Annotated in this window: 16 protein-coding genes; 6 read left to right on the top strand and 10 right to left on the bottom strand. The window is 37.7% G+C overall.

Annotated features, from left to right (window positions below):
• Positions 1–13: 13 nt before the first annotated feature.
• The 3 genes from E6H07_05585 (at position 14) to mtgA (ending at position 3,050) form a co-directional block, all read left to right on the top strand.
• Positions 14–1,546, top strand: coding sequence for a GH3 auxin-responsive promoter family protein (locus tag E6H07_05585; GenBank protein ID TMI65394.1), 1,533 nt, complete (start codon positions 14–16; stop codon positions 1,544–1,546).
• Between the two features lie 58 nt (positions 1,547–1,604).
• Positions 1,605–2,090: a hypothetical protein gene (locus E6H07_05590; protein TMI65395.1), complete on the top strand. Its 486-nt coding sequence runs from the start codon at positions 1,605–1,607 to the stop codon at positions 2,088–2,090.
• Between the two features lie 171 nt (positions 2,091–2,261).
• Complete coding sequence (gene mtgA / locus E6H07_05595; protein TMI66472.1) at positions 2,262–3,050, top strand: monofunctional biosynthetic peptidoglycan transglycosylase; 789 nt, start codon at positions 2,262–2,264, stop codon at positions 3,048–3,050.
• Positions 3,051–3,079: 29 nt separating this feature from the next.
• On the opposite strand, the gene E6H07_05600 is transcribed toward mtgA, so the two are convergent.
• Together E6H07_05600 and E6H07_05605 are read right to left on the bottom strand one after the other, a co-directional pair.
• A complete protein-coding gene (locus E6H07_05600) occupies positions 3,080–4,747 on the bottom strand; it encodes a glycosyltransferase family 39 protein (GenBank protein TMI65396.1) in 1,668 nt (555 codons plus the stop codon).
• Positions 4,748–4,771: 24 nt separating this feature from the next.
• On the bottom strand, positions 4,772–5,320 hold the full coding sequence (locus E6H07_05605) for an ATP-binding protein (protein TMI65397.1): 549 nt from the start codon (positions 5,318–5,320) through the stop codon (positions 4,772–4,774).
• 113 nt (positions 5,321–5,433) lie between these two features.
• Here E6H07_05605 and E6H07_05610 point away from each other — a divergent pair, with 113 nt between their 5' ends.
• Entirely contained in the window at positions 5,434–6,648 is a 1,215-nt protein-coding gene (locus E6H07_05610; GenBank protein TMI65398.1) for a glycosyltransferase family 9 protein, read from the top strand.
• Positions 6,649–6,650: 2 nt separating this feature from the next.
• On the opposite strand, the gene E6H07_05615 is transcribed toward E6H07_05610, so the two are convergent.
• From E6H07_05615 to E6H07_05650, 8 genes are all read right to left on the bottom strand, one after another.
• Positions 6,651–8,156, bottom strand: a complete 1,506-nt coding sequence (locus E6H07_05615; GenBank protein ID TMI65399.1) for a hypothetical protein — start codon at positions 8,154–8,156, stop codon at positions 6,651–6,653.
• Positions 8,153–9,838 carry a glycosyl transferase gene (locus E6H07_05620; GenBank protein ID TMI65400.1) on the bottom strand — a complete coding sequence of 562 codons (1,686 nt, stop codon included), beginning with the start codon at positions 9,836–9,838 and terminating at the stop codon, positions 8,153–8,155. Before E6H07_05620 ends, E6H07_05615 begins: the two co-directional genes overlap by 4 nt.
• Positions 9,839–9,859: 21 nt before the next feature.
• The gene (locus E6H07_05625) at positions 9,860–11,035 is read right to left on the bottom strand and encodes an N-acetylmuramoyl-L-alanine amidase (GenBank protein TMI65401.1); all 1,176 of its coding nucleotides are present in this window, start codon (positions 11,033–11,035) and stop codon (positions 9,860–9,862) included.
• 19 nt (positions 11,036–11,054) lie between these two features.
• A complete protein-coding gene (locus E6H07_05630; GenBank protein TMI65402.1) occupies positions 11,055–12,383 on the bottom strand; it encodes a DUF418 domain-containing protein in 1,329 nt (442 codons plus the stop codon).
• 40 nt (positions 12,384–12,423) lie between these two features.
• Positions 12,424–13,869, bottom strand: a complete 1,446-nt coding sequence (locus tag E6H07_05635; GenBank protein ID TMI65403.1) for a DUF418 domain-containing protein — start codon at positions 13,867–13,869, stop codon at positions 12,424–12,426.
• Positions 13,870–13,946: 77 nt separating this feature from the next.
• Positions 13,947–14,495, bottom strand: a complete 549-nt coding sequence (locus E6H07_05640; protein TMI65404.1) for a DNA-3-methyladenine glycosylase I — start codon at positions 14,493–14,495, stop codon at positions 13,947–13,949.
• A gap of 3 nt (positions 14,496–14,498) precedes the next feature.
• Positions 14,499–15,119, bottom strand: a complete 621-nt coding sequence (locus tag E6H07_05645) for a nicotinamide mononucleotide transporter (GenBank protein ID TMI65405.1) — start codon at positions 15,117–15,119, stop codon at positions 14,499–14,501.
• Between the two features lie 208 nt (positions 15,120–15,327).
• Positions 15,328–16,065, bottom strand: coding sequence for an isoprenylcysteine carboxylmethyltransferase family protein (locus E6H07_05650; protein ID TMI65406.1), 738 nt, complete (start codon positions 16,063–16,065; stop codon positions 15,328–15,330).
• A gap of 529 nt (positions 16,066–16,594) precedes the next feature.
• Here E6H07_05650 and E6H07_05655 point away from each other — a divergent pair.
• Together E6H07_05655 and E6H07_05660 are read left to right on the top strand one after the other, a co-directional pair.
• A complete protein-coding gene (locus tag E6H07_05655) occupies positions 16,595–19,750 on the top strand; it encodes a hypothetical protein (GenBank protein ID TMI65407.1) in 3,156 nt (1,051 codons plus the stop codon).
• Between the two features lie 17 nt (positions 19,751–19,767).
• Positions 19,768–20,517 (top strand): response regulator transcription factor, encoded by a 750-nt coding sequence (locus E6H07_05660; GenBank protein TMI65408.1) that lies wholly within the window; start codon positions 19,768–19,770, stop codon positions 20,515–20,517.
• Positions 20,518–20,552: the final 35 nt, after the last annotated feature.

Here is a 20,552-nt window from a genome sequence, read left to right on the forward strand (position 1 = left end):
TTCACCCGACCAAATGGCATCAATCATTGATCTTAAACTTCCCAGGGCAATAGCTGCCGCACTGCGCATTCCGCAAAATGATGCAAGACGCCAGCAACTGCGAGTGCTGAAGAAATTACTAAAGAAAGCGAGGTTTACAGAATTGGGCCAGCAGTATCATTTTGATGATATCCTGTTGAGCCGTCATGCCGGAAAAAGATTCCAGGAGCTGGTACCTATTCATGACTATAATAAAATTTACGACGATTGGTGGAAGAAGACATTGGATGGAGTGCCTGATGTTGCATGGCCAGGCAAAATAAAATATTATGCACTCAGCAGCGGAACTTCGGAAGCAGCTAGTAAATATATTCCTATTACAAAAGAATTGCTACGCAGCAATACGATCAACTACATCAAACAGTTCATTAGTTTATTCAGTTATGAAAACCTGCCACGCAATGCAATGACAAAAGGGTTTTTGATGCTGGGTGGTGCAACAGATCTGCAAAAAGGAAATGCGGGATGGTATGCCGGAGATTTAAGTGGCATTCTTGCAAAGAAACGTCCATTCTGGTTTCAAACATTTTATAAACCCGGCGGTCGCATTGCTGCCATCAAAGATTGGAACCAGAAGCTGACTGAAATTGTGGAGCATGCAAAAGAATGGGATATTGGTTATATCGTGGGTGTACCCGCATGGTGCCAAATGTGTATGGAGATGGTGATCGAACATTACAAGGTTCAAAACATTCATGAGATATGGCCCAATTTTTCATTTTTTGTTCATGGAGGTGTGGCGTTTGAACCTTATAAAAAAGGGTTTGAAAAATTATTAGGTAAGCCGATCATTTATATTGAGAACTATTTAGCCAGCGAAGGATTTCTTGGTTACAAACATCGGGAGAACGCCAAAGGCATGCAGCTGGTACTTGATAATAATATCTTCTTTGAATTTGTTCCATTTGATGATAAAAACTTTGACAGTGAAGGAAAGATCCAGGAAAATGCAGAAGCAAAAATGATTCATGAGGTTGAAGAAGGAAAAGATTATGCGATACTGATGAGTACCAATGCCGGCGCCTGGCGCTACATGATCGGCGATACGGTACGATTTGTTGATAAAGAAAAAGCCGAAGTACTGATCACTGGTCGTACCAAACATTTTTTAAGTCTTGTTGGCGAGCACCTGAGTGTAGAGAACATGAATAAGGCAATCGAATTGGTGAGTGAAGAGTTTAATATTTCAATTCCAGAATACACCGTTGTCGGCTTTCCGCATGAAAGTTTTTTTGCTCACAAATGGTATATCGCCTGCAATGATGTGAGTGATACGGAAGGTATTCGCAAACGTATTGATGAAAACCTACGGGCATTGAATGATGACTATGCTACTGAACGTGACAGCGCATTAAAAGACGTTTTTCTCGAAAAACTGCCGGAAGAAAAGTTTTTAAAGTTCATGGAACAGAAGGGCAAGCTCGGCAGCCAGCACAAATTTCCTCGGGTAATGAAGGGTAAAATGCTGGAAGAATGGAACCGGTTTCTGCAAACAGGGAAAATTTAATCCTGCTCATTTAACAATCTATTTTCTTATTACACCTATTCTGTTAGTACTTTCAGGTATGAAGCAACTTCTACTGCTTTTCTTTCTATTAATTTTTATTAATGGCTTTTCGCAACCACCCGTGCAACTGCACCTGAAGAAAAATGGAAAAATTAAAAAAAGAATTGAACCAGGAACCATTTTCGTGATAACAGCAAAAGATAACCATATCTATAAAGGAGCATTACAGGATATGGAAAAGGACAGTATCTATTTCAGTTATGTCACAATAGCAATAAATGATATTGCGACCATAAAATTTCCAAGGGAAAAAGAAAAAATGAAGATTAATGCAGAACAATTTGCCTGGGTAACATTGGGCGTCGGTCTTGTTACAGCCGGGTTGGTATTAGCAGACTGGAAGGAATTTCCTTCAGCATTGGGTATTGCGGCTATTATTGGCTACTCACCTTATGTTTTTCAGTTACTAAAATCTATTTCACTCAAAAAGCACAAGTTTAAGATTGGCAAAAAATATACTCTGCGTATCTGGGATATCCGGTAATTTTTCAGCAATCCTTATCTTGTGCCCTTCATGGCGACAAAAAAAAAATCCGGAAAAAAATTTTCGCTTCGCAAAACTGTAAAAACAGCTGTTACTGTCAGTCTCCTCATCCAGGTTGTTTTTGTTATTTATTTCTTTTTTAAAGTAACAACGCATATGCCAGATGGTAATATGCAACGACTGAAACTGATAGTCATTTTGTGTATACTCACAGCATTCATCATTATTTATTTTAAATGGTTACGGAAAAAACCATTTATTCATAAAATTGTAAATACCAGTTTCCGCATTCTAGTGTATTTGCATGCGGCCCTGCTGGTCTATCTCCTTGTGCTTAAATGGATCAATCCGCCGGTTACTATCACACAGCTTAGTAATCTCTTTAATGGAAATGGATTGAAGAGGGATTATGTTAATTTCAATAGCATTTCTTACAATGCGAAGCTCGCTGTTATTGCAAGTGAAGACCAACTATTTCCTGACCATAACGGGTTTGACTGGAATGCAATTAAGAAGAGTATTACACCGCCGAAAAGAAAGAAAAGTAAAAAGAAAAAAATTCCGCCGGGAGCAGGTGCCAGTACCATCAGCCAGCAGGTAGCAAAAAATGTTTTTCTATGGCAAGGAAAATCTTATTTCCGCAAAGGACTTGAGGCGTACCTGACATTTATGATCGAAAATATGTGGGGTAAGAAAAGAGTACTCGATGTATACCTGAACTGTATTGAAATGGGAAAAGGGATTTTTGGCATTGAAGCAGCAGCACATGCTTATTTTAATAAACCCGCAAGCGAACTATCAAGGCAAGAAGCAGCAATGATTGCTGCCTGTTTTCCCAATCCAAAAATTTATACAGTAAAACCTGTTTCCGGGTTTGTATCTTATAAATCCCGCTGGATACTAAACCAGATGAATAATGTAGAAGAAGATGAGGATATACAGGATATAATTAAAAATTAAACGTGTTCAGATGGCACCCTCTATCGCAGTTATTCAACTATCAATTCAATATTTTCGCTGTTATGGGTAGCGTTATAGCCAGGAACTTTGATAGAAATAATGAAATGATATTTGCCCTTTGGCAAATCCGGGTAAACCGAAAAAGGCTCAGGGTTTTTTGTTCCCATTTTTTCAAGTTGTAAAGAGAAAGGAATTGTCTTAATTATTTTTCCCTGCTCGAAAAAAATAAGAGTTGAAGAATACAGGGTACCTGGATTTTTCTTAATGTATAAATTGTGATAACGGTTCATATAATTGCTGCAATAAAGAACAAGACTATCATTTTGGTTTATTGCTTTATACCTGTTACCAGTACTTATATTATAAGATGCAAATGAGATAAACGAAGAGTCGTATCGGTATCCTACATAACCGATCGGTGTTTTCAATGAATCTGTAAAGCGGTTCAAACGATAAATATCCAGAAAATAAACAGGCTTCCCTATCATTTCACCTTCTATCGGCCAGAAATTATAATTGTTACGGTGTTCTGCTACATCATTTTGAGAATAGGTCATTTGCCCGCTATAAAACCAATATTTCGATGCCCGTTGATAGGAATTACTGAATACAATGGGTAAACCTTTCGTCAATTGCTTCATCTGCTGGGGCCATTCTTTCCAGGCATGATATCTTTTTTGAATAGCTTTTACCGGCAAAATATCCACAATCATAAAAACCCGCATACACATCACCAATAAAAGTGTGACGGGTAATAAGCGCAATAACCATTTCTGCCAGTTTAGCTTTTCGTTTAAGTATTGATGGCTTAAAACGATCAACAGGACTAATGCAGGGCTTGTCCAGTTAGCTTCCACTTTTCCACGAAAAGAACTCAAAAAGAAGAAAATATAGATCCCTGTTATTGTCCACTTCATTGCTTTTTCTGTTGCTGATCTTGTTTTATATAAAAAAGCAGCAGGTAATAAAATGAAACCAGCAATAGGGCCCGCAATTAAAATTTGTCCGGCCAGGTAATCTGTGGTGAATGAAAATTTATAGGTGTTAACATTACTTTCAAATAAATGATAACGGAAACTGATCCAGTTATGCTCCCATTGCCAGAACAAATGGGGTGCAAATAATACCAATGCAATAAAGCCAGAAAGATAAAGTTGTGGTTTCGCAAACAACTTTATGTTGGAAAGTAAAGTAAACAACACAATGAGAACAGCATGATATTTTGTATAAAAAAGCAATGCTATAGAAACAGCCAGCAGCAAGCTATTGCTCAAAGACTGTTTCACTGCAAATTTTTTATAACAGAAGAAAAATAAAGCAGTAAAAAATATCAGCGGGATATCCGGCACAGCAATAAAACCTGCAAGTTGTAATGCTGCAATTGAAAGTGTAATAGCATAAAACAGCAGATCATTTTTGTAATTCAGCAATTTTTCAATGATCACTAACGACAGCACATTCAGCAACAGCGGAAATAATCGAACCCCAAGTTCATTTGGAAAGATTGCATATCCCATTTTCACCAGCACAGCGATCATGGGCGGATGATCGAAGTAGCCGGTATCAAGGTATTTTGAATACACCCAATAATATGCTTCGTCATCCTGCAACTCCGTAAGGCCCGATTGGAGCAGGCCTAACACAATCCATGCAGCATAAAAAAGAAGCCGTTGATGTTGGCGGAAAAATAATTTCATTGATGAATCGAAAATACCAACAATTTATTTCTTCAGCAGTGTATCTACTGCTGTTATTGCTTTTTGCAAACGTTCTTCATAATTCCCATTGATGTCAACCCACGGTACAGGCTGCTTAACCATTATATTTTTATAGATAGTATAGAGTTTTGCCCTTGTTTCCAGGTCGGGGTATTCACGCAATTCATCTTTTACCCATGGAAGATCAATATTGCAAAGCAGGTAGAGATCATATTTTCTTTCAGCTACCCGATCGGTGATCCATTTATGACATTTACCAAAAACAAACTCACACCATACTTTCATCACATACATATCTGTGTCTATGAAAAGAAGTGATTGCTGATTGTGAACTGCTGACTGAGTATACTCTTCTTCCATGGCAATCTGCCCTTTCGCAATGGTCAGCAAATCACTATACGAATAATTCATTCCATTTGTTAGCAGGTATTCTCTTGCAAACTCCGGGCACCACGAAGCGTTATAATGCTGTGCAAGCAACTCACACAGAGTGCTTTTGCCGGTGCTTTCCGGTCCAATTATCACTATCTTTTTTAAATCAGTTGATTTCACGCTGGTGTCAGTTATTCAAAAATAAAATGAACATTTGGTAAATGGAATTAATAACTCAGGCAAAATTGAATTAGTTTATTTTTGCCCGCAATTTACATTCAAACACCTTCAGCATGACAGTAGATACAATGCGGAAAATTGACCAATGGGTGGGAGTGCCCATTTGTTTTATTTTGTCACCCTTTAGTTGGTTGATCGACCTTTTCCGTTCCGCAAGAAATACAAAACCCGATATCAGCCGTACTTTATTCATTGAATTATCAGAGATGGGCAGCGCCATTATTGCCGACCCCGCTATGCGTAAACTAAAACAGCAGGGAAATGCGGAACTCTTCTTTGTCATTTTTAAGAAGAACTATAAAAGCCTTGAGATACTGAAAACGATACCAGAAGAAAATGTTTTTAAAATGGATGCTGACAACCTCTTCGCATTGACGAAGGATATTTTCCGTTTCATGGCATGGTGCAGAAAGAAAAAAATAACGACGACGATCGATCTTGAATTATTCTCAAGATTCTCAGCTTTAATAAGTTTATTCAGCGGCGCTAAATCAAGAATTGGATATACCAACTTGCATGATGAAGGCCTATATAGGGGCAACCTGGTTAACAAAACTGTTCGTTATAATCCGCATGTACATATCGCTGTTAATTTTGTTTCATTGGTAAATAAAGCACTCGGCCTTTTTGATAATGCGTATGCTACAGTTCCTGTTCGTCCGGAGGAATTACAACTTGCAAAAGCGGATGTTACACAATCATCGATCAATACTGTAAAAAACAAGATTCAACAACTTTACCCCGATTGGAATAACGAAGCAGTTATATTATTAAATGTAAATGCATCTGATCTGTTGCCACAGCGTCGCTGGCCGCAGGAGAATTTTGCAGTAGTTGGAAAAAATTTATTAAACCGGTTTCAAAATATTATTATCGTTATGACCGGCGCCCCTGCAGAAAAAGAATATGTGCAGAAAGTAACAGATATGATCGGCCATAAAAAATGCGTTAATTCATCCGGGTTTTTTTCGTTTGATGAACTGGTGCCGTTGTATTCTGTTAGTAAGATGATGCTTACAAACGACTCAGGCCCGGCACATTTTGCATCTGTTACCCCACTGAAAGTTTTTGTTTTGTTTGGTCCTGAAACTCCGAACCTGTATTTGCCAATTGGTGGTAATGCTGAACCATTTTATTTAGGATTGCCATGTTCTCCTTGCGTAAGTGCATCCAATCACAGGAAGACAAGTTGTGTTACACGGCCCTGCATCACAGGTATTGAAGCCGCAGTTGTTACAGAAAGAGTTGAACGGTTTTTGCAAAACTGATTTTAGTAAAGTTTGTAAATGTATAAGGTCTCGTTAGGATTATGTTTGGGGTTAAGGCGATAAACGATTTTATCGACCCGCCCGGGTTCGATAACGGCTTCAGGTTTTATATCCGGATAAATTTCACGTAACCGCTGTAAACGTTGTTCCAGGTTTGAATCATCAACCATGATCACATAGTTTGGTTTTGCATTTGAAGAAGTATCAATTTCATTTTTTAAAGTTGCAATTGATTTTTCCGGCGACAACACAAAATGATCCAGGTGTTTGCCAAGATAATATAAGGGCAGCATCGATGAACTACGGTCATATTCAAGAATAAGATTCTCTACATCATTCTTTTTTTTCAGGTAACTCATGGCTTCCACTCTTGATCGTTTGGAATAAGTAAACGTAACTACCAGCAACCCGGCAGTATTTAAAATAATAAACCAAACCAACACAAACTTTGTTGCTTTCTGCAACCATACTTTAGAAATATTTTTTTCATAATAATACTGAAACCCGATAACGCCGAGTATTAAAAAGTAGGGAACAAAGGGAAGAATAAAACGTTCCTGTTTATTGCTGTAGTAAGAATGAAAGACAAAGAAGAATAATGATGCAACAAAAAACATCGCCAGTGTTTTTGATAGTCTCACACTTACAAAATAGCCCCATGTCAGCAACACAAAAGGAAAAATAAAAAGAACACCAGCAACGGTTCCGATGTACTGATACCACGGACCCTGCGGCTGTACACCAATATTGGTTGAGTTTGCATTGAATTGAATATAAGCAAGAGTAGATGCAAAAGGATTTCCATAATGCAGATAATCAAAAAGCCCTTGGGTAAGAAAATAAGAAAGAATAAATGCGACACCGAATTTAATGGCATTGGGTAATTGACCCTTTTGAAATAACAGGAACAAACCTATGCCACCTGAAATAAAAATTGTTTGCAGCCTGAAGCAATAAGCAATTGCAAAAAACAAAGCAGCAAGAAACAAAGAACGGTTAGTCGGTTGCGGATTAGCAATATGATAACTTCCTGCCAGTAAAAAAGGAATACAGATAAACTCACGAAGACTATGCACAGACATAAAAGGGAATAACCATAAAACCGCCATCAACCATGCAATAAGTAAAGCACTGTTTTTATTTGGTGACAAGCGAAGTGAAAGCAGGTATGCATAATAAATGGATAGAACAGATAACAGTGCATGCAACAATCTTGTAATAAACATGATATCCTGCGGGTTTGTTATTCCCAATTTTTCACAGGCTTCAAAAAGAAGATAATGAAGGCCGGGGTAAATAAGGCTTACATTATATATGGGGCCTTCCATCCAATAGAAATTCACACCATCCCGCCACTTCTGTGCAAGTTCTACTACATCAAAGTGATCATCATGAAAAGCATAACCTTTGGAAAAAATGGCGGCTAGTAAACGCAATAAAAAACCAATAACCATTATATGATAAATGGAAAAGCTCGCAAATATTTTTTTCCATCGTGGCTGGATCATTGAGTAATATTATTTGGCTCAACCCGGATAAGATATAGTTTACTTAGCTGGATGTCCCGTGTTTTTTTATTGATAAACTTTAATGATAGCAAAGTAATACGAAAGATGGGAACTTCTTTTAAAACCCGAAATGAAAGCGATTTGTTTTTCAACTCGTCCAGTTCTGCGACTGACACATACCAGGTACCCGGGTAATTCAAATCATTGGAGTTTTTACCAATGTGCAAAATGTCAGACTTAAGATAAAACTCAAATGCAGCGTCATAAGTAGTTCGGCACACAACCTTTTCACCCGGATAATTTTTGTTCATATAAAATGCCGCTTCGCTGCTTCCCTGGTATTTTAAAAGATCAGGATAAAAAATAAGATTGATATAGAGATTAACAACAAGAATAGCTGAGCCGGTTTGAAATAGTACTTTTTTTAAACCTTCCGTTTTTGCAATTGCCGGCAGCACAATTAAAAGAAAAGCGGCTAATGCAAAAAGCAATATAATTAGAAAAATGTTTGCCCCCGGTTTGTATAGTATGTGCAGTACTATCGGAGCAACTAATAGTATTGTTATGATACTGTACAAAATAATTTTTATCAGCCGAGTTTGCGGATGTGGTGATTTGATCCAAATATACCGAGCTGTTAATATTGCCAACAGCGGGAATATAATATTAGTATAATACGGTAGTTGGAATTTTGATAATGAAAAAATAAGAAGAGCTGATAAGCTACCCAATAAACTATACCATTCATTTGCTTCAACAGCGATTTGCTGTTTTATGTTTTTGAACCGATGAACTAAAGACATGTACATAACTATTGACCATGGAAGAAAAGCCCAAAGTAACGTATGTAAAAAGAAAGACGGATCTCCTTTTCCTTTGATGGGCCCGGTGTTAAAGAAACGACCAAACTGGCTATCCCAAAGAAAAAAACGAATACCCGACACACCGGTTTCTCCAAATACTGTTTTTTCGGGATGACGATCGAATTGCTGCCAGAGACTATAGATCTCGGGACTGATGAAAATAATAAGCAGAATGATTGCAAACACCCAACGGATATGAAAAAGATCTTTCCACCTTTTTTTGAGGATCAAATTTCCTGCAACAGCACCTGCAACAGGGATCAATGTAAAAACACCTTTGGTCATTACCGCACAGGCAGAAAAGAAAACAGCTATAACAAGATGTATATTTTTTCTATCATCAAGACAAACAGCAAAATGATAGATAGCAGCGATCAATAAACCTGTGAGATAAGCCTCTGCCCTGATATCATTATCTGATAAAAGTATATGCTGTGCACTGAGCAGAAAGAATGCCGCCCATAAGCCAACCTGTTTTGAATAATATTTTTTTGCAAATAAATAAGTATAGTAGGCACCCATCAGTACAAAAAGAATCCCGGGTAACTTATAACTCCAACCATGCACGCCAAAAATTTTGAATGAAAAAGCTGTGATCCAGAATTGAAAATGCGGTTTATCCAACCAATCTTTTCCTTCGTGAATTAAATTCGTGTAATTGCCGCTTTCTGCCATATGACGACTGATGGTGGCATAGATTGAAGCATCCGGATCCATTAATGGGATGAACAAACCGCTGAAATTAGTAAGAACAGCAAGGCCAATTAAAAAATAAAGCCATTTATCACCCGTATTATTTTGTTCAGTATGCGGTTGCATTATCAAATATAGTGAGGGAAATTATTTCCACTGTTTAATCCAGTCCTTTATACCCAGGTAAACCTGGTAAGCAACTTTATAACGGAACTTTGGATCAAGGATCATTTTTTCATCTGCTGCATTACTGAGAAAAGCGATCTCTACAAGACAACTTGGAAAATCTGTTGGTTGAATAGGAGTGAAATTAAAGCTGCCTACATTACCAAACTCTTCCAGGTTTTTTATTTGTAGTAAACGGTTAAGCAAGCTCACTGTAAATGAACGGTAGGCTACATGTTTATAATAAGTGGAAACTCCTCTTGCTGTGTTTCGTCCGGATGAGTTTAAGTGAAATGAAATAAAAAGATCGGGATTGTTTTGCTGAGCCCAGAGTACACGGTCTTTATTATCAATAGTGGTATCTGTTTCTCTCACCATCAACACTTTTACCTTCTGAGCTTTTAAAATCTTCTGCAGCTCTTTTGCAAACAAGAGGGTATAGTTTTTTTCAAGAATACCGCTGTTTGTACCTGAAGCACCGGTGTTTGTTCCGCCATGTCCTGCGTCAATAGTAATTGTCATTTTGCGGATATCAGGAATGGCAGGAACTCTTCTTATTTTCAGGAGTAATGATCTTCCGTTATATCCAATGCTGTAACCGTAATGTTGTTGCTTTACTAATTCAATGGTGATTTGCAACACATCACTCTCTGTTTGTTCATACCAAACATTTTTTACTGCTTTGGCAGACTTTAGTTGTGTGATCCAATTGGTGTTTGATTGAACATTGTAGAGCTCAACTTTTATTCTCGAAGGATCTATTTCCATCCAGCTTTTATAAGCCACCTTACCATTGAGAGAAATGCTAACAGAATCAAACTGGTCATCACCCTTTACCCGCCAGCTTTCTGATACTGCTGTTTTTAATATTGTATCAGGGACGGGTTGCGCATAATTTTTCTCTATGAATGCATAATGATTGGCTGATAGCTGGACCTTGTATAAATTTTTCAGCGTATCCAAAACTTTTAATACAATGTTTGTATCAATGTATCCCATTTTGGCGCCGCCCAACCTGTCTTCACCACTGCTGTATGCAAGCTGCGGCAGCTTACCACTTGTGCGGATATAAGATGGGATACTATCCTGCGCTAAACCAATTTGTAAACAGGAAAGAAAGCAACATACCAATATGATCCGTAATTTCTTTTTCACCATTTGCGAAAGGTAAAAGAAATTATCGTTTCATTGGTTGCTTTTTCCAGTATGTAAGCGATCGCCATACCCATTCAAAAGGTCCGAAGCGGAAGTATTTTAACCAGATAGACGAAACAATTAACTGAAATACCCAAACGGCAAATACAAAATAATAGAGTTCGTGAAATTTCAGTTTATTATAAAATCCAAAACCATAGCCGTAGAAAAACCAGCTGCAGATGATGGATTGCATAAGGTAATTAGTAAACGCCATTTGTCCCACATTGGCCAAAGCCCTCATTAACCATGGAACAATTTTACTCCGGTAAATTAATATGAGTAAGCTGGCATGACCAACGGAAATAAATCCCCGTCGGATATCATAAAGCAAGTCAGGCGTCATCCGATATCGATCGACATAGTAAGTAAAATTTTCTACAGATAACAACTGGCCCTGTTTATAAGCAAGATATCCTATAGGAATACCTATACCATAACCGATCAGTAACCACATAACATAAGTCGGGGTAGAAAGTTTATTACTTAAAAATCCAAGCCCCAGTAATGCCATACCAACAAACATCATTGTAAGTCCATCCCAGAACCACGATTGATACAATCCGTTTGTTTCACCATCCACATTCATCGGAACCCAGTATGTAAAAACGGTTGCATAATCTGAGCGCATATTTCTCAGGTTGCGGTTGACCCAGAATGTATCGGGACCCCGGGATCTCCAGCTTTCAATATTTTCCCATGCAGTTATTGCTCCTTGTTGTTCGGGTTTAAGTTTAACACTGTCCTTTTTTGCTTGTACTGCTTCCAGGTAATCTTTTCTCTGTTCACGGGATTCATTCCAGCCTTGCTGACTTTTAAACATGGTAATACACATGCAAACAATTGCCAGTGCAATTAACCATTTCGGACTTGTTTTGCGGAATACAAATAAGATCATTCCGCACATGCCATAGAAATATAAGATGTCGCCAAACCACAAAAGAATAAATGCATTGAACATACCAAATACAACCAACCATAAGAGGCGACGATAATAATATTCTGCAACGGATGGCCCGTCGGGTAGCTCATGTTTGTTTTGTGTAAACAAGACCATACCAGCCCCAAACAACATAGAGAATAAGCCACGCATTGTACCTTCAAAAAAACTACTGATGACAGTAAGTGTATAATAGTCTTTCGTATTATGAGGACCATGCATAATATTATACCAGGAATCCCAATTGATCCCAAACCCGGGAATATTCATGAGCAGAATTCCTAATAAAGCAAATCCGCGTATCATATCAATCGTCTTGATACGGTCTGCTTGTGCTACCGGTGCAGGATTATGTATTGCTATCGTTTCCATAAATTATTTTATTGAGTGTTATAAAATTTTGGTTGAAGTTTTAAGCAGTTTCCTTTTTGTTGGGAAAACGTTTACCATAAATCAACCATCGCCATACCCACTCTACCGGCCCATAATGATAAAAACGGAGCCAGAGTACAGAGAACACAGTTTGCACCAGCCATATTTCTAATACTAAAAAGTAAAGTTCTTTCTGTGATAACCTTCCGAAATAACCAAAACCATGACCATAGAAGAAACAGGTGCAGAAAACAATTTGTATAAAATAATTGGTAAATGCCATGCGACCGACTGCACCTAAACCACGCCATAACCACTGAAGAATATTGAGCCTGATAAACCACAAAGCAAGACTTGCATAGCCGAAGGTCATTACAATATTTTCAATAGGGAAAAACTGGTTAGGCGGAATGGCATGTCCATTAATGTATTTTTCATAATCTGGTATTTTAGCATATGTCAATTCAAGCCGCCACCAGGCGAGCAGAAAACCGACCGCAATACCGATCACGCCAAATAAGAGATATTTGTTTTTTGAAAAACTGCTACTGAAAAATCCAAAACCATACAGCGCCATACCAAGGAATATAAGCGAACCGAATTCCCAGAACCCAACCCGGTATAACCAGACTGATTCTTTTTGTTGTGATCGTTGAAGCAGGTAATTCCATATTTTTCCATAACCTGAACGCATTGCCTCATTTTCTGATTTTTCATTAGCCTTTGTTGAATCATACTTAATATTCTTGGCCATTCGTTCCCATGATTCTTTATCCATCTTTTGCTGGCGAACTAATGTGTCGTTTTTCTTTTCGATAGAATCCCTGACTTTTATAGAATCAACCGGCATGTTTGCAATACTATCTTTACGATGACGTTCTGTACTATCTTTTTTAAATTTATCCTCCACCAACGTCGCAGCTTTATACTTTCTCAACATTTTTTTATCATCCGCATAGTTCCAGTACATTTTACCGCAGTAAATAGCTGTACATATAATAGCTGCTATCAATAATGCTTTGCGAGACATCCGCATAAAGGGAAACAACAGGATGCCTAATACACCAAAATGAAACAATAAATCACTTGGCCACAGAATAACAAATGCTGCTATTACACCAAAAGCTATCAACCACCACTGGCGTCTTATATAATATTCATGTGTCTGCGGCATGGTAAACTGGTTGGGCCTTGTGAGGTAGAGCATCATGCCTGTACCAAATATCAATGCAAACAATCCCCGCATTTTTCCTTCGAAGAAAATAAGGACATTGGCAAACAGGTTATAGTCAAGACCTTTGTGTAGCAGGCGCAGTCTTGTTTGTTCATTGACGCTAAAACCACCCAATTCCCAGATACTGATAAGCAGGATGCCAAGGATGGCAATACCTCTTAAAACATCCACTGAGAAGATCCGTGATTCATTTTCGTTAAGACTTACAGGAACAGCAATTGAATTGCCTGTACCGGCAGATTGGTTGCTCATAATGGGGCTGTTTAAGTTGGTTTTGTGGGAAGATTTACTAAATGTATATAAATATTACCGAAACACAGCCCGCCCATTTACTTTTTATTCCACGAAGGTTTTGCTTTTAAGACTTTTTTATAAACCGGGCAGGTTTCTTCATGTGCATTGGGCAGATAACCTGTACTCATCAGAAATTCATTTACGATTTCACCACCCGTAAAACGAAAGGTTTGTTTAAAAAGCTTTGTCCATTCATCTTTTGTCTTCGGATGATGATGATCAAGCCAGTTTTTAAATGACTTGAACTCTTTCTGCAATTGCAAGATTGTTTTTGCATTTTCAATAGCTGCATTAATCTTTAAACGGTTGCGGATGATGCCCGCATCATTCATCAGCCGGTTAAAATCTTTTTCTTTATAAGCTGCAACTTTTTTAAGTTCAAAATTGTGATAAGCTTTCCTGAAACCTGCTTGTTTGTTAAGAATAGTTGTCCAACTTAATCCTGCCTGGTTGAGCTCTAAGATCAAACGACAGAATAATTCATTATCATCATGAATAGGAAAGCCATATTGTTTATCATGATATTCCTTATGTGCAGCTTGTTCGCCGGCTTTAAGGGTGCTGATATATTTGCAGTAAGACATATATTATTTTTTTTCAACCTGTTTCTTCCATTCGACATAACCCCACCAGGCCATAGCAAGGAAAAGAATATACATTAAGGTAAACAGGTAGTAATGCTTGTAAAAATTTAATGGGATAGCAACGATATTACTAAAGATCCATGCCAGCCAGTTTTCCACTTTTCTTTTAGCCATCCACCACATAGCCGTTATTGCTGATGATGAAACTAACGAATCGAGAAAGGGAGTATTGCTATCTGTAAATTTTGTAAGTACAAAATAAATTACTCCCCAGAAGAAAAGAAAGAAGCCAATGCCGAAAGCTAATTGCGATTTTGTACACCAACTGATGGGGTAGGTATAATGTTCGGCATCTTTTTTCTTTACCCAATTATACCAGCCATAAACACTCATCAGGAAATAATAAATATTTAATGATCCGTCTGCATATAAAGGAGGGTTGGAGTCAAAATAATATAGATATGCAGCCAGCAAAACCCCAATGATCCCTGTTGGATAAACCAGCACATTATTTTTCCGGGCATACCACACACTTGCAATTTGCGTAACAGTACTTATCCACTCCAAGGGCTTTGTATGCTGTATATTATTAATAAGCTCTTTCCAGATTTCCAGTAAACTCAATTCTTATTTTTTGTAAACATAAATAAAAAAGCCACGCATATTGCGTAGCTTTTCTTTTGTGGTATTCTATCATTAGCCAAACAGCTTAAATCCGAGAATTAATAAAACGAGTCCTTTCACTACACACCAGCACAAATAAATTACCAATGCTTTCCTTCCGTATTTCTGAAAAAAAGGCTTAGAGAGTATTTTTTTCATAAACTAAAATTTAGGCAGCATTCTTATCACCGGTTGGAAATATCATCGGTACTTTCTTTTTATACTCACTGTATTTACTGCCAAAATGTGTAACCAGGTCTCTTTCTTCAAACCAGATAGCAGTGAAAATATAACCTGTGGTAAGTATCGCAAACAACAAATGTGCTGCAGACATTACAGGTGTTGCCCAAAAAGCGATCAACCAACCCAGGTAAAGCGGATGACGAACATACTTATAAAAAAACGGGATACGAAAACGAAGTGGTTCATATTTTTTACCAGTGAAATAAAACCAAACCTGGCGCAAACCAAACAGGTCAAAATGGTTGATCATAAAAGTGCTGAGCAATACAATCAACCAGCCGGTAATGAATAATACAGTTAAAATCGTTTTGATAACCGGGCTTTCGATAACCCACACAAAACCACCCATCGGTTGCCATTGCCATACTAATAAAAGCAGGCAAAGGCTTGAAAGCAAGACATAGGTGCTCCGTTCAGCAGGTTCAGGAATAATCTTTGTCCACCATTTTTTAAAGGCAGGTCTTGCCATAATACTATGCTGCAGTGCAAATACCAGTAGTAAAGCAGCATTGACAACTATTGCAGTTAATAAAGGAACCTGCGGTGCTCCATCAATAGATTTTGGAACAAACAAGTTGCCCACAAATCCAAAAGCATAAAGAAAAGTGCCGAAGAATAAGAGATAAGAGATCAATCCATACATGAGAACAAGAGATCTTTTCATACAATAAAGTTTAATGGTTAAGGTTCTATAATTAAAAATTTAAAATCTGTTTAGTCGTATAGCATCGATAGTGTCAGGAATATGTTCTTTTTTTTCTTCCTCTTTATTAATATTAGTTCCCGGCTTTTCCTCCAACTTCTGATATGTGTATCCGTATACAAACGATATCATTACCAGCAGAAATGCTATCACCGCTCTGTTTCCTGCAGACTTAATATTTGTTTTCACAGCTATCTTTTTGTTCCCACAAGATTACATCCGTGCCCGACCTATTAAAACAGCAGATGAGTACAATAGGTTTTTACTTGCATGGATATAATCGTATTTTGAGAAGGCCGTTTTTAAAACGGGAGACTTACCGGATAACCGTGTATAAAATCGTTACTCAGGATAAGCCGTCGGCGGCTCAAGACAAAGACTATTTTAATCATTTGCTCTTGTAAACCAGGAAAAAAAGAAGTTAGTTACAGTTGAGAAAATCGATTTGTAATAAAAGTTGTAATTTATTTCTGGCAAGTAAACCCCTTAAATGATAATCAGGAAGTTTATATTTTTTCTGACTGCTATAAATTTATTTATGGCTTTTGTAGCTGAAGCTCAGTATAAATTTGAAAAGGCTGTTCAGATAACAAGAGAAAATGGCCTGCCGGTAAATGAAAACCGTGACATGGCTAAAGGCGAAGATGGCTTTATCTGGATTGCCACAGAAGAAGGCCTGTGCCGGTTTGATGGGCTACAGGTAAGAGTTTTCAAAGAGGGCAAGGATTTAGTACACTCATTGATGGATAATTTTAGTACTGTCGTTCTTCCTTTAAAAGACAGAATATGGATAGGTACCAGGCAAGGCATTTCTATACTCAATACTACTAACTATACCTTCCGTCATTACCAACTTACTACCAAAGGGAAAACGGATTCAATTAAAAAAAGATTTGATCAGAATGTCAGTGCCTTGTATCGTGATAAATCAGGAAAGATCTGGATTGGTACATCATATAGGGGTGTTGCGTTTTATGACGAGGCAAAAGATAATTTTCATTTTTTTTCTATTCCCCCCGGCAAGTATCCACCATTAATACCGGCATTAGGTACGTCCAATGCCATCCTGAATATTATTGAATCAAATACAAATGATTCAATAATCTGGGCTGGTACTGCAGCGGGGCTCCAGCAGATCAATAAGTATACGGGTAATGTTGAGTTATTCACTTTTCAGCATCCCAGTAAAGATTACCAGGTCGCATTAAATGCATTCCGTCGTTTATACCACCATGATGATGGCAAGTTGTATGTTGGTAGTTGGGCAGCAGGTGTAAATGTGTTTGATCCGGTTACTAAAACCTTTACACCTATAGAAGTAAAGAGTAAAACAGGAAAACTGTTTATGAAATCTGTAATTGGTACCCTGATAAGAAAAAGTGACCATGAGATATGGATTTCCACTCTTATTGGGTTAGCTGTTTATGATACGCGGCTGAAAGATATCACCTGGTATAAATTCAATGACCCCGATAATTTACAATTGTATTCAATCGTGTTTATAGATGAGGCAGACAGGGTATGGTATTCAGATGTAAACGGGCTAAGCTATTTAGATCCTGTGTTGCAGCAGTTTTCTTCTTATTCATTCAAGCCACTTAGTAAACCCGACTGGGCATTTGCATTTTATATTATTCCGGATAATACAGGGGATAAAATAACAGTTTGCCCCCGTGTCACAGATGGGCTGTATGTTTTTGATAAAACAAAAAAGACATGGGCTAAGACAGAATTTCCAAATAAGGAAAATTTTTTACGGGAAAGAAATGCAGTAAAAGGATTTGTCCAGTTTTCACCGGGAGAGTATGTTATTTCATCGGATAAGGGCATTTTCCGGTATTCAGCAAATAGAAATACAATCAAAAAGGTTGATATCGGGGAACCTTTTTCGCCAACCCGAAGAGGTGATATACTGGCTGCCCGTAACGGTATAGTATGGATGAGTGATAATACATGTGGCCTTACAAAATGGAATCCGCAAACAAACAAGTATGTCAATTATAAAAATGAAACACTATCTGGTGATACAATAGGGCCGCTTAACAGGTTATTGAATCTTTATGAAGATAGCAGGGGTAATATCTGGTTTCAGCGACAGGGCGGTTTCGGTGTCTATTATGCAGCGAAAGATAAAATTGTAAGTTTTTTTTATACTGGAAACGAAGTAAAGAGTCTTCCAATTGCCAATTCATTTGCAGAAGACAGGAATGGAAAAGTATGGGTAAGCAGTGCCGACGGATGGATTGGATATGCAAACGCAGCCGATCCTGAAAAAGGGATAGTGTATAAAATTAATATCAGGGATAAAGGAATAGAAGGAGATATACAGCGTCTGGCAAGAGATAAAAACGGAGATGTGTGGGGCCATACATTAAGAGAGCTGGTAAAAATAAGAGCAGATAATCTTTCATTTATAACATATGATTTTAAATACGGAGCCAGGGATGCTGAATTTTTTCATTTTTCATTTCTCCCCTCAGGGGAAATGATTTTTGGCGGCCGGAATGAAATAACTATTGCTGATCCGGCAGAGCTCAAAAGAAATACTGAAATACCGTTGCCTTATATTTCAGAAATAGATGTACTGAATCAACCCTATCCTGATTTAGAGAGAGGCAAACCACTTCAGTTAAAATATAAGAAGAACTTTTTCTCTATCGGGTTTTCGTCTATTGCCTATACCATGCCCGCTGATGTGAAATTCAGGTTCCGTCTCAGCAGATTTGATAACTGGTCTGAACCTACCACAAGACGATTTGCAAATTATACCAACGTACCGGGAGGAGATTATGTTTTCCAGTTGCAGGCAGCCAATAATGAGGGTATATGGAATGAGAAAATACTCGAACTACCGATACATATTAGTACCCCCTTTTGGCAAACGTGGTGGTTTCGTATAGGAGCAATATTGCTTATTGTATTGGCGGTGTATTCGTTTTATCGCTACAGGATCGGGCAGATCAGGAAAAAACAAAGATTAAAATCGGAGTATGAAAAGAAATTGGCGAATGTGGAGATGAGTGCATTGCTGGCGCAAATGAATCCGCATTTTTTATTTAATAGTTTAAATTCAATTGATAGTTATATTATTCGCAACGAATCAAAAAAAGCATCAGAATATTTAAACAATTTTGCACGGCTGATGCGGCTGATATTACAAAACTCCAGATCGAACTATATCAGCCTGAAAGATGAACTGGAAGCCTTGGATCTTTACCTGCAAATGGAAAGCCTGCGATTCAAAAATAAATTCAGCTATTCGATAAATGTAGATGAGAACATAGATTCGGCCGCAACAGTAATACCACCTATGCTGATACAGCCCTATGTGGAGAATGCGATCTGGCATGGGTTGATGCATAAATCAAATGGCGAGGAAGGTAAAGTGGAAATTCAGCTGACAAAAAGAGACGATAACCTTTTATGTGTTGTGAATGATAATGGTATTGGCAGAAAAAAAGCGGCAGAACTGAAAGCACAGAAACATACTAATCACAAACGATCGATGGGAATGCAGATAACACAGGATCGTATAGAGATCATTAATAAATTGTATAACATAAATGCTTCTGTTCGTATAGAGGATGTAGAAAATGAGCAAGGTGAATCAAAAGGAACAAAAGTAGAATTGGTAATACCGGTATAAACACAGAAATCTTTTTTATGATAAAAGCAGTAATTATAGATGACGAAAAAGACAGCATCGTCACACTGAAGTGGAAGCTTGAAAATTATTGTCCCGATGTAACAGTATTGGCTTCTTTCGATAGCCCGGCCGAAGGGGTAAGTTATTTAAAGCAAAACCCGCCCAATCTTTTATTTCTTGATATTGAAATGCCGATGTTAACGGGTTTTGATGTGCTGGAGGAATTGGGTCATGATATTTCTTTCGATGTAATTTTTACAACAGCCTATGACAATTTTGGAATACAGGCCGTAAAGTTTAGTGCACTCGATTATCTATTGAAACCTGTTCAGAACAAAGAATTAAAAGAGGCGATTGATAAACATTTAAAAAAAGCAAATCAAAGGATCCCGCCAATACAAATTGAAGCGTTACTGAATAATGTACAGGCAGAAAGAAAAGGTAAGCGGGGAAAAATTGCATTGGCTTCAAAAGAAAGTATTGAGTTTGTTGACCCGCAGGAGATCATTGTTTGTGAAGCCAACAGTAATTACACCAATGTATATCTTTCTGAAGGGAGAAAAAGAGTAATATCAAAAACACTGAAAGAGTTTGAAGATATGCTTATACCTTTTAATTTTTTCCGCCCACACAACTCGCATCTTATCAATCTTAATTTTGTAAAAGAATTTATTCGCGGCGATGGCGGTTATCTAGTTATGGAAAATAAAATGCGGATACCAGTTTCAAAAAACCGGAAAGAAGAGCTGATGAATATGCTAGCATAATCCCAGCCGGCACTCATAATACAGTTCATTCACTC

The organism is Bacteroidota bacterium, assembly GCA_005882315.1.
Classification (GTDB): domain Bacteria; phylum Bacteroidota; class Bacteroidia; order Chitinophagales; family Chitinophagaceae; genus VBAR01.